At 68.5% G+C, this 14,470-nt stretch carries 12 protein-coding genes and 1 riboswitch; of the genes, 5 read left to right on the top strand and 7 right to left on the bottom strand.

Going from position 1 to position 14,470, the window contains the following annotated elements; all coding sequences use genetic code 11:
* Positions 1–50: 50 nt before the first annotated feature.
* Complete coding sequence (cyc1, locus tag ACPT94_RS05120) at positions 51–1,148, top strand: epi-isozizaene synthase (protein WP_360336013.1); 1,098 nt, start codon at positions 51–53, stop codon at positions 1,146–1,148.
* Positions 1,145–2,515 carry a bifunctional albaflavenone monooxygenase/terpene synthase gene (locus tag ACPT94_RS05115; RefSeq protein WP_425245218.1) on the top strand — a complete coding sequence of 457 codons (1,371 nt, stop codon included), beginning with the start codon at positions 1,145–1,147 and terminating at the stop codon, positions 2,513–2,515. The genes cyc1 and ACPT94_RS05115 overlap by 4 nt, the downstream gene beginning before the upstream one ends.
* A 22-nt stretch (positions 2,516–2,537) precedes the next feature.
* Here the strand turns inward: ACPT94_RS05115 and ACPT94_RS05110 are convergent, their stop codons facing one another.
* The 7 genes from ACPT94_RS05110 to ACPT94_RS05080 all read right to left on the bottom strand — a co-directional run bounded on the left by ACPT94_RS05110 (position 2,538) and on the right by ACPT94_RS05080 (position 10,873).
* Positions 2,538–3,500 carry a GlxA family transcriptional regulator gene (locus ACPT94_RS05110; protein WP_360336009.1) on the bottom strand — a complete coding sequence of 321 codons (963 nt, stop codon included), beginning with the start codon at positions 3,498–3,500 and terminating at the stop codon, positions 2,538–2,540.
* Positions 3,501–3,710: 210 nt separating this feature from the next.
* Positions 3,711–4,721, bottom strand: coding sequence for a ribonucleotide-diphosphate reductase subunit beta (locus ACPT94_RS05105; protein ID WP_425245217.1), 1,011 nt, complete (start codon positions 4,719–4,721; stop codon positions 3,711–3,713).
* Complete coding sequence (locus ACPT94_RS05100) at positions 4,721–7,105, bottom strand: ribonucleoside-diphosphate reductase subunit alpha (RefSeq protein ID WP_425245216.1); 2,385 nt, start codon at positions 7,103–7,105, stop codon at positions 4,721–4,723. The genes ACPT94_RS05105 and ACPT94_RS05100 overlap by 1 nt, the downstream gene beginning before the upstream one ends.
* A 123-nt stretch (positions 7,106–7,228) precedes the next feature.
* Positions 7,229–7,352, bottom strand: a riboswitch (cobalamin riboswitch).
* A 52-nt stretch (positions 7,353–7,404) separates the two neighbouring features.
* The gene (locus ACPT94_RS05095; protein WP_425245215.1) at positions 7,405–7,911 is read right to left on the bottom strand and encodes a GNAT family N-acetyltransferase; all 507 of its coding nucleotides are present in this window, start codon (positions 7,909–7,911) and stop codon (positions 7,405–7,407) included.
* Between the two features lie 91 nt (positions 7,912–8,002).
* Positions 8,003–9,631 carry a monocarboxylate uptake permease MctP gene (gene mctP, locus ACPT94_RS05090; RefSeq protein WP_360336001.1) on the bottom strand — a complete coding sequence of 543 codons (1,629 nt, stop codon included), beginning with the start codon at positions 9,629–9,631 and terminating at the stop codon, positions 8,003–8,005.
* Positions 9,628–9,894 carry a DUF3311 domain-containing protein gene (locus ACPT94_RS05085; RefSeq protein ID WP_360335999.1) on the bottom strand — a complete coding sequence of 89 codons (267 nt, stop codon included), beginning with the start codon at positions 9,892–9,894 and terminating at the stop codon, positions 9,628–9,630. The genes mctP and ACPT94_RS05085 overlap by 4 nt, the downstream gene beginning before the upstream one ends.
* A 211-nt stretch (positions 9,895–10,105) precedes the next feature.
* The gene (locus ACPT94_RS05080; RefSeq protein WP_360335997.1) at positions 10,106–10,873 is read right to left on the bottom strand and encodes a GntR family transcriptional regulator; all 768 of its coding nucleotides are present in this window, start codon (positions 10,871–10,873) and stop codon (positions 10,106–10,108) included.
* A gap of 370 nt (positions 10,874–11,243) precedes the next feature.
* Between ACPT94_RS05080 and ACPT94_RS05075 the strand changes: the two genes are divergently transcribed.
* The 3 genes from ACPT94_RS05075 (at position 11,244) to ACPT94_RS05065 (ending at position 14,463) form a co-directional block, all read left to right on the top strand.
* Positions 11,244–12,524 carry an extracellular solute-binding protein gene (locus tag ACPT94_RS05075; RefSeq protein WP_360335995.1) on the top strand — a complete coding sequence of 427 codons (1,281 nt, stop codon included), beginning with the start codon at positions 11,244–11,246 and terminating at the stop codon, positions 12,522–12,524.
* A gap of 95 nt (positions 12,525–12,619) precedes the next feature.
* Positions 12,620–13,606, top strand: coding sequence for a carbohydrate ABC transporter permease (locus ACPT94_RS05070; protein WP_425245214.1), 987 nt, complete (start codon positions 12,620–12,622; stop codon positions 13,604–13,606).
* Entirely contained in the window at positions 13,603–14,463 is an 861-nt protein-coding gene (locus ACPT94_RS05065; RefSeq protein WP_360335991.1) for a carbohydrate ABC transporter permease, read from the top strand. The genes ACPT94_RS05070 and ACPT94_RS05065 overlap by 4 nt, the downstream gene beginning before the upstream one ends.
* Positions 14,464–14,470 lie beyond the last annotated feature (7 nt).

Below are 14,470 nucleotides of genomic sequence, written 5' to 3'. Positions count from 1 at the left end.
CGGCACGGCGGGAGGGGCGTGCGACCACTGGCGGCTGAGAGGGGTTGTTCGTGCCAGCTTTCCCATACAGCACCACATACCGCACCACAGCGACGGTGACCGCGGTCGCGGTTCCTCCCTCGCTCTCTCTCCCGGTCATCGAGGCGGCCTTTCCCCGGCAACTGCATCCATATTGGCCGCGGTTGCAGGAGAAGACGCGCTCATGGCTGCTGGAAAAGCGGCTCATGCCGGCGGACAAGGTCGCGGAATATGCCGACGGACTGTGCTACACCGATCTGATGGCGGGCTACTACCTCGGCGCATCCGACGAGGTGCTCCAGGCGATCGCCGACTACAGTGCCTGGTTCTTCGTCTGGGACGACCGGCACGACCGTGACGTCGTGCACGATCGGGCCGCCGCCTGGCGGCAGTTGAGGTTCCGCTTGCATGCCGCGCTGGACGCGCCGACGGCTCATCTGCACCACGAGGACCCACTGGTCGCGGGACTCGCGGACAGTGTGGGCCGGCTGTACTCCTTCCTTCCCGGAACGTGGAACGCGCGGTTCGCCCGGCACTTCCACGAGGTGATCGAGGCGTACGACCGGGAATTCCGCAATCGTGTCGAGGGACGGATCCCGACCGTCGCCGAGTATCTCGCGCTGCGTCGGCTGACCTTCGCGCACTGGATCTGGACGGACCTGCTGGAACAAAGCGCGGGATGCGAACTCCCGGACGCGGTACGGAAACACCCGGCCTATCGGCGGGCGGCCCTGCTCAGCCAGGAATTCGCCGCCTGGTACAACGACCTCTGCTCGCTTCCCAAGGAAATAGCGGGCGACGAGGTCCACAATCTCGGAATCAGTCTCGTCACCCATGAGGGGCTGACCCTGGAAGAAGCTGTCGACGAGGTCCGGCGGCGCGTCGAGGAATGCATATCCGAGTTCCTCGCCGTGGAAAAGGACGTCCTGCGGCTGGCCGATCGGCTCGACGACGGGACGGTCCACGGAAAGCAGTTGGGCACCGCCGTACGTGACTGCGTGGAGAACATGCGGAACTGGTTCAGCTCGGTCTACTGGTTCCATCACGAATCCGGCCGCTACATGGTCGACAGCTGGGACGACCGGTCCACCCCTCCGTACGTCAACAACGAAGCGGCAGGTGAGAAATGACCATCGAGTCGGTGAAACCAGAGACCCCCGGGTCGGCGGAATTACGTGAGCCGCCCCTGGCCGGTGGCGGGGTTCCGCTCCTCGGCCACGGCCTGCGGCTCGCCCGCGATCCGCTGGCCTTCATGGCCCGGCTGAGCGACCACGGCGACGTCGTCCGCATCAAGCTCGGCCCGAAGACGGTGTACGCCGTCACCCACCCGGATCTCACCGGGGCCCTCGCCCTCAGCCCCGACTACATCATCGCCGGACCCCTGTGGGAGTCCCTGGAAGGCCTGCTGGGCAAGGAGGGCGTGGCCACCGCCAACGGCCCGCTGCACCGCCGGCAGCGGCGCACCATCCAGCCCGCGTTCCGGCTCGACGCCATCCCCGCCTACGGGCCGATCATGGAGGAGGAGACGCACGCGCTCACCGAGCGCTGGAAGTCCCGGGAGACGATCGACTGCACCTCGGAGTCGTTCCGCATCGCGGTGCGCGTCGCCGCCCGCTGTCTGCTGCGCGGGCAGTACATGGACGAGCGGGCCGAGCGGCTGTGCATCGCGCTCGCCAGCGTGTTCCAAGGTATGTACCACCGCATGGTGGTGCCGCTCGGACCCCTGTACAAGCTGCCGCTTCCGGCCAACCGCGAATTCAACCGGGCCTTGGCCGATTTGCATCTCCTGGTCGACGAGATCATCGCCGAACGCCGGTCGTCCGGTCAAAGGCCGGACGATTTGCTGACGGCATTGCTGGAAGCGAAGGACGACAATGGCGACCCGATCGGGGAACAGGAGATCCACGACCAGGTCGTCGCGATACTCACCCCCGGCAGCGAAACCATCGCGTCCACGATCATGTCCCTGCTGCTGGTGCTCGCCGACCATCCCGAACAGGCGGACAAAGTGTGCGCCGAGGTCGACGCCGTAACCGGAGGTAAGCCCGTCGCATTCGAGCACGTACGCCGGCTGACGCACACCAACAACGTCGTCATGGAAGCGATGCGGTTGCTCCCCGCCGTATGGATATTGACGCGGCGGGCGGTCGCCGACACCGAACTCGGCGGGTATCGCATTCCCGCCGGTGCCGACATCGTGTACAGCCCGTACGCGATCCAGCGCGATGCGCGTTCCTACGAACGCCACCTCGAGTTCGACCCGGACCGGTGGCATCCGCAGCGGTCGAAGGACATCCCCAAGTACGCCATGCGGCCGTTCGGCGTGGGCAACCGCAAGTGTCCCAGTGACCACTTCTCGATGGCCCTGCTCACGTTGGTCACGGCGGTGCTCGCCGGGTCGTTCCGCTTCGAGCAGGTCCCGGGCTCCGACGACGCCACCCGGGTGGGCATCACCCTGCACCCGAAGCAGCTGCTGCTGAAGCCGCTGCCCCGATGAGAGGTCCGCTCCCGGCGTGCGTTCAGGCGGCCTCCGGGCCCCGGAACGTACGCCGGTAGGCGTTCGGGGTGGTGCCCAGCGCCCGCACGAACTGGTGCCGCAGCGCCGCCGCCGTACCGAAGCCGGTGCGCCCGGCGATCGCGTCGACCGTCTCGTCCGTCGCCTCCAGCAGATGCTGGGCCAGCAGGACGCGCTGGCGCAGGATCCAGCGGTAGGGGGTCGTGCCGGTCTCCTGCTGGAAGCGGCGGGCGAAGGTGCGCGGCGACATGTGGGCGCGGGCCGCGAGCTGCTCGACGGTCACCTCCTGGTCGAGGTGCTGCTCCATCCACGCGAGCACCTCACCGACGGTGTCGCAGGGCGACCGGGGCAGCGGCCGCTCGATGTACTGCGCCTGACCGCCGTCCCGGTGCGGCGGTACGACCATCCGCCGGGCGATCCTGTTGGCGACCTCGGGCCCCTGCTCCTTGCGGACGAGGTGCAGACAGGCGTCGATGCCGGCCGCCGTCCCCGCAGAGGTGATCACGGGATCGTCGTCGACGTAGAGCACGTCGGGCTCGACGGTCGTCCGCGGATACCGCCGGGCCAGCTGCTCGGCGTGCCGCCAGTGCACCGAGCAACGCCGCCCGTCCAGGAGTCCCGCCGCGCCCAGCACGAACGCCCCGGAACAGACGCTGAGCACCCGCGTCCCCCGGTCCACGGCCCGGCGCAGCGCGTCGAGCAGCTCGGGCGGGTACTCCCGCTCCGCGTACGTCTGTCCGGCCGGTACGGCGATCAGGTCGGCGCTCTCCAGCCGCTCCAGCCCGTGTTCCGTACGCAGGCTGAAGCCCGCGTGGGTGGTCAGCGTCGGCCCCTCCGCCGAGGCGACCGCGAAGTCGTAGACCGGCAGCCCCTCGTCGCTGCGGTCGATGCCGAACACCTCGCAGACGACGCCGAGTTCGAAGGGGTGCACGCCGTCGAGGAGGATGACGGCCACGTTCTGCAGCATGCCGCCAGTGTGCCGCCGAGTGGCAGGAAATTGAAGGTGTGCGGCAGTCCTGCCACTGTCAGGAGTCATGCGGGCGCATGATGCTTACCTCATGAACGCACTCACCGCATACATCCCGGTCCTGGTCATGTTCCTGCTCCTCGCGGGTCCGGCGCTCGTGGGGCTGGCCCACGAACGCCGGATCGACCGTCAGTTGCGGGAGGCGGGGACTCAGAAGTCCTCGTCCAGGTCGACCGTGCCCTCCACCGCGACCTGGTACGCCGACGGCCGGCGCTCGAAGAAGTTGGTCAGCTCCTGAACACCCTGCAGCTCCATGAAGGAGAAGGGGTTCTCCGAGCCGTACACCGGGGCGAAACCGAGCCGCGTGAGGCGCTGGTCGGCGACGCACTCCAGGTACTGCCGCATCGAGTCGGTGTTCATGCCCGGCAGGCCGTCACCGCACAGGTCGCGCGCGAACTGCAGCTCGGCCTCGACGGCCTCCCGCAGCATGTCGGTGACCTGCCGCTGGAGCTCGTCGTCGAAGAGGTCCGGCTCCTCCTTGCGGACGGTGTCGACGACGTCGAACGCGAAGCTCATGTGCATGGTCTCGTCGCGGAACACCCAGTTGGTGCCGGTGGCGAGGCCGTGCAGCAGACCCCGGCTGCGGAACCAGTAGACGTACGCGAAGGCGCCGTAGAAGAACAGCCCCTCGATGCACGCGGCGAAGCAGACGAGGTTGAGCAGGAAGCGGCGGCGGTCGGCCTTCGTCTCCAGGCGGTCCAGCTTCTCGACCTCGTTGATCCACTTGAAGCAGAACTCGGCCTTCTCGCGGATGGAGGGGATGTTCTCGACGGCGGCGAAGGCGGCCGCGCGGTCGTCCGGGTCGGGCAGGTAGGTGTCCAGCAGGGTCAGATAGAACTGGACGTGGACGGCCTCCTCGAAGAGCTGGCGCGACAGGTACAGGCGCGCTTCCGGGGAGTTGATGTGCTTGTACAGCGTCAGCACCAGGTTGTTCGCGACGATCGAGTCGCCCGTCGCGAAGAAGGCGACCAGACGGCCGATGAGGTGCTGCTCCGCCGGCGTGAGCTTCGCGAGGTCGGCGACGTCCGAGTGGAGGTCGACCTCCTCCACGGTCCAGGTGTTCTTGATGGCGTCCCGGTAGCGCTCGTAGAAGTCCGGATAGCGCATGGGACGCAGCGTCAGCTCGAAGCCCGGGTCGAGCAGGTTGGCGTTACGGGTCATCACTGGCAGGCCTCGCAGGACTCGGGGTTTTCCAGGGAGCAGGCGACGGCCTCGGGGTCCGGGGTCGCCTGGACGGGGATGGCGGCCTGGGCCGCGCGGGCGATGCGGGTCGCCGGACGCGAGCGCAGGTAGTACGTCGTCTTCAGGCCCGACTTCCAGGCGTACGCGTACATCGAGGAGAGCTTGCCGATGGTCGGCGTCTCCATGAACAGGTTCAGGGACTGGGACTGGTCCAGGAACGGCGTCCGGGCGGCGGCCATGTCGATCAGGCCGCGCTGCGGAATCTCCCAGGCCGTGCGGTACAGGGCGCGGACGTCGGCCGGGATCCAGGCGAAGTCCTGCACCGAGCCGTTCGAGTCGCGCAGCGCCTCACGGGTGCGGGCGTCCCACACGCCCAGCTCCTTCAGGTCCCGCACCAGGTACGAGTTCACCTGGAGGAACTCACCGGACAGCGTCTCGCGCTTGAACAGGTTGGACACCTGCGGCTCGATGCACTCGTACACGCCCGCGATGGACGCGATGGTCGCGGTCGGCGCGATGGCGAGGAGCAGGGAGTTGCGCAGGCCGACGGCCGCGATCCGCTCGCGCAGGGCCGCCCAGCGCTCCGGCCAGGTGAACTCGACGCCGTAGTGGTCGGGGTGGAGGACACCCCGGGCCGTACGGGTCTTGTCCCAGGCCGGCAGCGGGCCGCTGCGCTCGGCGAGGTCGGCGGAGGCCTCGTACGCGGCGAGCATGACGCGCTCGGCGATCCGGGTGGAGAGGGCCTTGGCCTCGGGCGAGTCGAAGGGCAGGCGCAGCTTGAAGAAGACGTCCTGGAGGCCCATCGCGCCGAGACCGACCGGGCGCCAGCGGGCGTTGGAGCGGCCCGCCTGCTCGGTCGGGTAGAAGTTGATGTCGACGACGCGGTCGAGGAAGGTGACGGCGGTGCGGACGGTCTCGTCCAGCCGCTCCCAGTCGATGTCCCCGGTCGCCGTGTCGACGAACGCGCCGAGGTTGACCGACCCCAGGTTGCAGACCGCCGTCTCCCCGTCGTCCGTGACCTCCAGGATCTCCGTGCAGAGGTTGGAGGAGTGGACGACACGGCCCGGCTCGGCCGTCTGGTTGGCGGTGCGGTTGGCGGCGTCCTTGAAGGTCATCCAGCCGTTGCCGGTCTGCGCGAGGGTGCGCATCATGCGGCCGTACAGGTCACGGGCGGGGACGGTCTTCTTCGCGAGCCCCGCCTCCTCGGCCCTGCGGTAGGCGGCGTCGAACTCCTCGCCCCACAGGTCGACCAGCTCGGGCACGTCGGCCGGGGAGAACAGCGACCACGGCCCGTCGGCGTTGACCCGGCGCATGAACTCGTCCGGGATCCAGTGCGCGAGGTTCAGGTTGTGCGTACGGCGGGCGTCCTCACCCGTGTTGTCGCGCAGCTCCAGGAACTCCTCGATGTCGGAGTGCCATGTCTCCAGGTAGACCGCGGCGGCGCCCTTGCGCCGGCCGCCCTGGTTCACGGCGGCGACCGAGGCGTCGAGGGTCTTCAGGAACGGGACGATGCCGTTGGAGTGCCCGTTGGTGCCGCGGATCAGCGAACCGCGCGAGCGGATCCGGGAGTACGACAGCCCGATGCCGCCGGCGTGCTTCGAGAGGCGGGCGACCTGGTGGTAGCGGTCGTAGATGGAGTCCAGCTCGTCCTTGGGGGAGTCGAGGAGGTAGCAGGACGACATCTGGGGGTGCCGGGTGCCGGAGTTGAAGAGCGTGGGGGAGGAGGGGAGGTAGTCGAGGCGGCTCATCAGCCCGTAGAGCGAGGCGACTTCGTCGACGGAGCGGGCCCCCGTCTTCGCGTTGAGCGCGGTGTCCTCGGCGAGACCGGCGGCGACCCGCAGCAGGAAGTGCTGGGGCGTCTCGATCACCTTGCGGGTGATGGGGTGGCGCAGGAGGTAGCGGCTGTGGAGCGTGCGCAGGCCGAAGTAGCCGAAGCGGTCGTCGGCGTGCGGGTCGATCAGGGCGTCGAGGCGGGCCGCGTGCAGGCGGACGAACTCGGCGGTGCGGTCGGCGATCAGCCCCTCGCGGTGGCCGACGGCGATCGACTCCGTGAAGGAGGTGACGCCCTGTGAGGCGGCCTCGGCGCGGATTCCGACGGTCAGCAGACGCGCGGCCAGCCGGGAGTAGGCGGGGTCCTCGGAGATGAGGCCGGCGGCCGCCTCCGTGGCCAGTTCGCGCAGCTCTGCGGTGACCTCGTCGAAGGTCCCCCGAGCGGACCGGCCGCGCAGGGCGGCGGCGGCGACCCGGCCGGGGTCGGCGTCGGGGAGGTCGGCGGTCAGCTCGGTCAGGGTCCGCAGCAGCGCGGCTCCGGGACCGTCGGTCTCCGGGACTGCTGAAGCCGGGTCGGCTGGCGCGATGGTCACGTGGAGGCTCTCCCTCGCTCGGCGGGGGCCTTGCGGAGGGCAGGGGGCAGCACACGAGCGCACGGCGCTTCGCGTCCACCGGCCCATTCCACGAGGCCCGGACGTCAGGCACCCGAACCGGACGGACCGGGTGCGCTGTCGGCAGGTCCTCGGACTGAACAGGCGTGCGGAAACACGCAAGTACACCGTTGCGGGACAGTTCCGGATTCACACCGGATTCCCCTGCGGCGACAGCGAGCATGAGCATACATCTTGTGCCCGCCCGTCACGCCACCCCCAGATGTTGTGTCGAGCTGGTTTCAGAGCGTCAACCGGTAGGTGAGGAGAGTGATGTCGTCCAGCTGCGGGACGGGGTTCCAGTCCCGCTCGGGTGTGCGGACGAAGCCGAGGCGTTCGTAGAGGCGGTGGGCGGTGTGCATGGCCCGCTGACTCGACAGCACGACGGCTGTGCAGCCCTCCGTGGCCCGCGCGCGGTCGAGGCAGGCCCGTACGAGGGCCTCCCCGGCGCCCCGGCCGCGGGCCTCGTGCGCGACCGCGAGCGCCCTGATCTCGGCCTCGCCGGGGCGGGCGATGTCGGCCACGGGGCCGCCGGCGGGGACGAAGGTGACTCCTCCGAGCAGTCTGTCGCCCTCCACGGCGACGAGGACCTCGGCGGCGGCCGCCCGCGCGGCCACGTCCTTCAGCACCGGCAGGTACGGGTCGCTCTCGCCGAAGTCGAGGAGACCGTCGTCGAGGTAGGCGCGGGCGGTGAGGTCGCCGAGGGCGGTGTGTTCGGTGGGGTTCGCTTCCCTGATCCGGATGTCCATGCGGCGCAGTGTGCCCCACCCGCACGGCAACGGGCCGCCGGATTTCTCCGACGGCCCGCCGATGCCCGTGTCGAACCGAGGCCCGTGTCGCCTAGTGGGACGTGCCCGCCGTCGCCGGCGGCAGCTCCACCTGGACGCCCGGGTCGCCGGCGTCCGCCGTGTAGTCCTCCGGGCTCGTCTCGTCGATGCCCTCGGGAGCCTTGACCGCCTTCAGGACGAAGGTCAGGACCACCGTCACCGCCAGGTTCAGGACGAACGCCGTCAGGCCGATGTAGCCGATCTCGCCGATGCCGGGGATCTCCTTCGACGAGCCGCCGAAGTGCTTCTGCGTCGGGGAGGCGACGCCGTACGCGGCGACCGTGCCGTACACCATGCCGACCGCCCAGCCGGCGAGCAGCGCCCAGCGGTGGAACCAGCGGGTGAACAGACCGCCGACCAGGGCCGGGAAGGTCTGCAGGATCCAGATGCCGCCCAGCAGCTGGAAGTTGATCGCGACGGTCTTGTCCATCGTCAGGACGAAGGCCAGCGCGCCGACCTTCACCAGCAGCGAGACCAGCTTGGAGACGCGGGTCTCGTCCTTGGGCGTGGCGTGCGGCTTGATGAAGTCCTTGTAGATGTTGCGGGTGAAGAGGTTCGCGGCCGCGATGGACATGATCGCCGCCGGGACGAGCGCGCCGATGCCGATCGCCGCGAAGGCCACGCCCGCGAACCAGTCCGGGAACATGTCCTCGAAGAGCTGCGGGATCGCCAGCTGCCCGTTGGTGACCTTGACGCCGGCCGCGATCGCCATGAAGCCCAGCAGGGCCAGCAGGCCGAGCATGAGGGAGTACAGCGGCAGGATCGTGGTGTTGCGGCGGATCACCTCACGGCTGCGCGAGGACAGCGTCGCGGTGATGGAGTGCGGGTACATGAACAGCGCCAGCGCGGAGCCAAGCGCCAGCGTGGCGTAGGTCCACTGGTTCGCCTCCGGCGGCACCAGGGCGCCGCGCGGCTTCTCCGTCGCCGGGTTGATCTGCGCGTAGGCGTCACCCGCCTTGGCGAAGATGTCGTCGAACCCGCCCAGCTTGATCGGGATGTAGATGATGGCCACCGCGATCACGATGTAGATCAGGGTGTCCTTCACGAACGCGATCAGCGCGGGGGCGCGCAGACCCGACGAGTACGTGTACGCGGCCAGCACGCCGAAGGCGATCAGCAGCGGCAGGTCCTTGACGAACCAGTTCGTGTTCTCGCCGCCGCCGACGCCCATCACGTCCAGCACGGCCTGGATGCCGACGAGTTGGAGCGCGATGTACGGCATGGTCGCGAGGATGCCGGTGAGGGCCACGGCCAGGGACAGGCCCTTGGAGCCGAAGCGGCCGCGCACGAAGTCCGAGGTCGTCACGTATCCGTGCTTGTGCGAGACCGACCACAGGCGCGGCAGGAACGTGAAGATGAGCGGGTAGACGAGGATCGTGTAGGGCACCGCGAAGAAGCCCGCCGCGCCCGCCGCGTAGATCGCCGCCGGGACGGCGACGAAGGTGTACGCCGTGTAGAGGTCGCCGCCCAGCAGGAACCAGGTGATCCAGGTGCCGAACGACCGGCCGCCCAGGCCCCATTCGTCGAGGCTGTGCTCGTTCTCGGCCCTGCGCCAGCGCGCGGCCAGGAAGCCCATGACCGTGACGGCCAGGAAGAAGAAGATGAAGACGGCGAGTGCGACGCCGTTCACGCCGTCGTTCACTTCGACGCACCCCCGTTCGCGGCCTCGCGGGCGCGCTGGTCACGCTGCCACAGCTTGTAGGCGACCATCGTGAGCGCGGTGGAGATCAGCACCCACGCCATCTGGTACCAGTAGAAGAAGGGGATGCCGATGAACTTCGGGTCCACCTTGGCGTACGAACCCACCCACAACATCGCCACGAAGGGCGCGAACAGGCAGAGGGCGATGACGACGCGTACCGGCGTCACCACCGGTCCTCTGGTCACTTCTGGGGCATCTGACATCGAACGGCTCCGTCCCCTCACTGATCAACGTGTAGTGCGCACGAAATCTAAGCGACGGTTCCGTCCCGGGAAACCCCTTGCGGAGCGAGGGTTCCGGCGCGCTTCGCTTCCTTGGCGACGCGCACCGGGAGCCCTCCCGTCCCTCAAGAGTTGCCCACTCACCGCCATCGGTTGACAGCGAGTTTCGAGCCGCTGCGCGACCCGGCGGGGTTCACTCCCCCTGGGGCCGCTTCAGCCGCGCGACGAACTTGTACCGGTCCCCCCGGTAGACCGACCGCACCCACTCCACCGGCTTGCCCTCCTTGTCCAGGGAGTGCCGGGAGAGCATCAGCATCGGCAGGCCCACGTCGGTGCCGAGCAGGCCCGCCTCGCGCGGGGTGGCCAGCGAGGTCTCGATGGTCTCCTCGGCCTCCGCGAGGTGGACGTCGTAGACCTCGGCGAGCGCGGTGTAGAGGGACGTGTACTTGACCAGGCTGCGCCGCAGGGCGGGGAAGCGCTTCGCGCTCAGGTGGGTCGTCTCGATCGCCATCGGCTCGCCGTTGGCCATGCGCAGCCGCTCGATGCGCAGCACGCGCCCGCCGGGGGCGATGTCGAGCAGACCGGCGAGGGTGTCGTCGGCGGTGATGTAGCCGATGTCGAGGAGCTGCGAGGTGGGTTCGAGGCCCTGGGCACGCATGTCCTCGGTGTACGAGGTGAGTTGGAGCGCCTGGGAGACCTTCGGCTTGGCGACGAAGGTGCCCTTGCCCTGGATGCGCTCCAGCCGGCCCTCGACGACCAGTTCCTGCAGGGCCTGACGCACGGTCGTGCGCGAGGTGTCGAACTCGGCCGCCAGCGTCCGCTCGGGCGGCACCGGCGTACCGGGCGCCTGCGTCTGCGTCATGTCGAGCAGGTGCTTCTTCAGGCGGTAGTACTTGGGCACACGCGCGGTACGGACGGTCGCCCCACCCTCGTTCTCCGCACTGCTGACGTCGGTGCTCATGGCCTGCCTTCCCGGCTCCGGGTGCCGATACGACCGACATCCCCATCGGCCGCGGCTCACATCGTGGCACGGACGCGGCAAGGACTGCCCCGCCGTTCCGTGATCCCCTCTGTATACCGTCGCAGCTTTTGCTGGTCTAGTCCAACACGGTAAGTGGTCTACCGGGCTCTCGCCGCCCAGGGTCGATGTTTTCGACGGCTTCTTACTTAAAGGTTCCTGCATATGTAGGTCCCATAACGGCTGGTCAAAGCGCATTCGACCACCCTTGACAGCCGTATTGGTCTGAGCCAAGCTCTGCGCACTGGTCTACACCATTGGTCCAGGTCCCGGTATGTGGGCGGGGGGTGTGGGCATCCCTGAGGAGGGTGGCGTGAAGCGCAAGCTGACAGCCGCGATCGGTATCGCGGGCATGATGGTCTCCATCGCGGCGTGCGGGGGCGACAAGGACAGCGGGGACGCGAAGGGTTCCGACGCCAAGGAACTCACGGTCTGGCTCACCGTCGACGCGCAGAACAACTGGCCCGACCTGGTGAAGGCCGCCGACGCGGCGGTGCAGAAGAAGCACCCCGGCCTCAAGATCAACCACGAGTACTACGGCTGGCCCGACAAGAACACCAAGCTCGACGCCGTCCTCGCCACCGACAAGGCCCCCGACGTCGTCGAGATGGGCAACACCGAGATGCTCGGCTACATGGTCAAGGGCGCCTTCGCCCCCCTCGACGCCTCCAAGTTCGACAACTCCTCCGCCTGGCTGGACGGCCTCAAGGCCTCGGTGACCTACGAGGGCAAGACCTACGGCGTCCCGTACTACGCGGGCGGCCGCGTCGGCAACTGGCGCAAGGACCTCTTCGCCTCCGTCGGTGCGAAGACCGCCCCGACCACGTACGCGGAGCTGACCGCCGCCCTGGACAAGGTCCAGAAGAAGGAGGGCGACAAGTTCAGCGCCTGGTACCAGCCCACCCGCGACTGGTACGCGGCCATGTCCTTCGTCTACGACGCCGGCGGCTCCATCGCGAAGGAGGAGGGCGGCCAGTGGAAGGCCAACCTCTCCTCGCCGGAGTCCGTCAAGGGCCTCAACGAGTTCAAGAACGTCGTCGACAAGTACATGCACGGCGACAAGACCAAGGACGAGTCCGACCGCTACATCGTCTACGGCCAGGGCAAGTCCGGCATGATCTTCGGCGCCGCCTGGGAGGGCGCGACCGCCGAGGACCCGAAGAACGACAAGACCGGCAAGCTCAAGGGCAACCTCGAGAACTTCGTGATGCCCGGCCCGTCGGGCAAGAACCTCCCCGTCTTCCTGGGCGGCTCCGACCTCGCCGTGCCGGTGAAGTCCGGCGCGCAGGCCCTCGCCGCCGAGTGGATCAACGCGTTCACCGGCTCCTCCGGTCAGAAGGGCCTGATGGCCAAGGGCAACCTGCCCAACAACAAGACCGACCTCGCGACCCTGAAGAGCGACCCCAAGACGGCCGTGCCGGCCACCGCCGCCGAGTCCAACTGGTTCGTCCCCATGGCCCCCGGCTGGGGCCAGGTCGAGAAGGCCCAGGTCCTGCAGACCATGCTGCAGAACATCGGCACCGGCAAGAAGACGGTCGAGGAAGCCGCGAAGGAAGCGGACGCCGCGATCGACAAGGTGATCAACACCAAGTGAGGCGCAGCGGGGCTCCGCCGCGGCGGAGCCCCGCTGTCCGCAGACCTACGGGTCTTTGCCTTCGTACGACCTGAGGGACCGCTGAGGAGCGCGCGATGAGTGCCGCAGACACGACCATCCCTGCCAAGGTGCCGCCGCCGCGGTCGGCACCGCCACCGCCCGCACCGCCGCGGCCCCCCGCGAAGCGGCCCTCCGGCGCCGCCGGCACCCCGTGGCTGCTGCTCGCCCCCTGCCTGCTGGTCCTCCTGCTGGTGATGGGCTATCCGCTGGTCCGCCTGGTCACCCTCTCCTTCCAGAAGTTCGGGCAGTCCCAGCTGTGGGGCTTCCAGCCGGCCGAGTCGGTCGGCTTCGAGAACTTCACCAACGTGCTGGGCGACGGCGAGTTCTGGGCGGTCGTGCTGCGCACGATCGTCTTCGCGGCCGGCTGCGTGATCTTCACGATGGTCCTCGGCATGCTGATCGCGCTGCTGCTCCAGCGGGTCTCCGGCTGGGTGAGGACACTGGTCAACGTCGCCCTGGTGGCCAGCTGGGGCATGCCGGTCATCGTCGCCACCACCGTCTTCAAATGGCTGTTCGACGCCGACTACGGCATCCTCAACGCGGTCCTGAGCAAGCTGCCCGGCGTCGAACTGATCGGCCACAACTGGTTCGCGAGCGGACCGCAGGGCCTCGCCGTGATCATGCTCCTGGTGGTCTGGGGAGCCGTCCCCTTCGTCGTGATCACCCTCAGCGCCGGCCTCACCCAGGTCCCCAAGGAACTGGAGGAGGCCGCCCGCCTCGACGGCGCCGGCGCCTGGGGCGTCTTCCGGTACGTCACCCTGCCCATCCTCAAGCCGATCATCGTGATGCTCACGACCCTGTCGGTCATCTGGGACATGGGTGTCTTCCCGCAGGTCTTCGTGATGCGAAACGGGCACCCGGAGGCCGAGTTCCAGCTCCTGACGACGTACTCCTACGACCGCGCCTTCGTCGTCAACGACTACGGCCAGGGCTCGGCGATCGCCCTGATCACCGTGCTGCTCCTGCTCGGTGTGGTCGCCGTCTACATGCGTCAGATGCTGAAGATCGGAGACGTGGAATGACCAGCACGATCACCGTCGCCGAAGCGAGCGACCCGGGACGCCGGACGTCCAGGCTCGGCTGGAACCTGCTCGGCCTCCTCGTCTTCCTCATCGCCGGCTTCCCCGTCTACTGGATGCTCAACACGGCGTTCAAGCCGGCGAAGGACGCCATCGACCCGGACCCGAGCCTGCTCCCCACGGGTCTCACCCTGTCCAACTTCAGCCGCGCACTGGACATCGCCGACTTCTGGGGCCCGGTCGGCCGCAGCCTCGTCGTCTCCCTCGCGGTCGTCGCGATCGGCATCGTCGTCGGCATGCTGGCCGCCCTCGCCATCTCCCGGTTCGCCTTCCGCGGCCGCAAGATCGTGATCGTCGGCATCCTGGCCGTCCAGATGGTCCCGCTGGTCGCGATGATCATCCCGGTCTTCCTGCTCCTGAACGACCTGGGCCAGTACGACCGGCTGACCGGCCTGATCATCACGTACCTGACCTTCATCCTCCCCTTCACGGTGTGGACGCTGCGCGGCTTCATCGTCAACATCCCGAAGGAACTGGAGGAGGCCGCGATGGTCGACGGCTGCTCCCGCACGGGCGCCTTCCTGCGGATCGTGTTCCCGCTCCTCGCCCCCGGCATGGTCGCCACCTCGGTCTACGGCTTCATCCAGGCCTGGAACGAGTACCTCTACGCCCTGATGCTGCTCAGCCAGAAGAACCAGACCGCGACCGTCTGGCTCGGCAACTTCACCACCAAGCACGGCACCGAGTACGCCCCGATGATGGCCGGCGCCACCATGATGGCCGTACCGATCGTCGTCCTCTTCCTCCTCGTCCAGCGCAAGATGGCCGCGGGTCTGACCGCGGGCGCCGTGAAGGGATAACGCCCTC

It is taken from the genome of Streptomyces aurantiaciflavus (genome assembly GCF_049808595.1).
In the GTDB taxonomy this organism is placed as follows: Bacteria; Actinomycetota; Actinomycetes; order Streptomycetales; family Streptomycetaceae; genus Streptomyces.
Note: the sequence above shows the minus strand (reverse complement) of the source record. Positions and strands in the feature narration are given on the sequence as shown.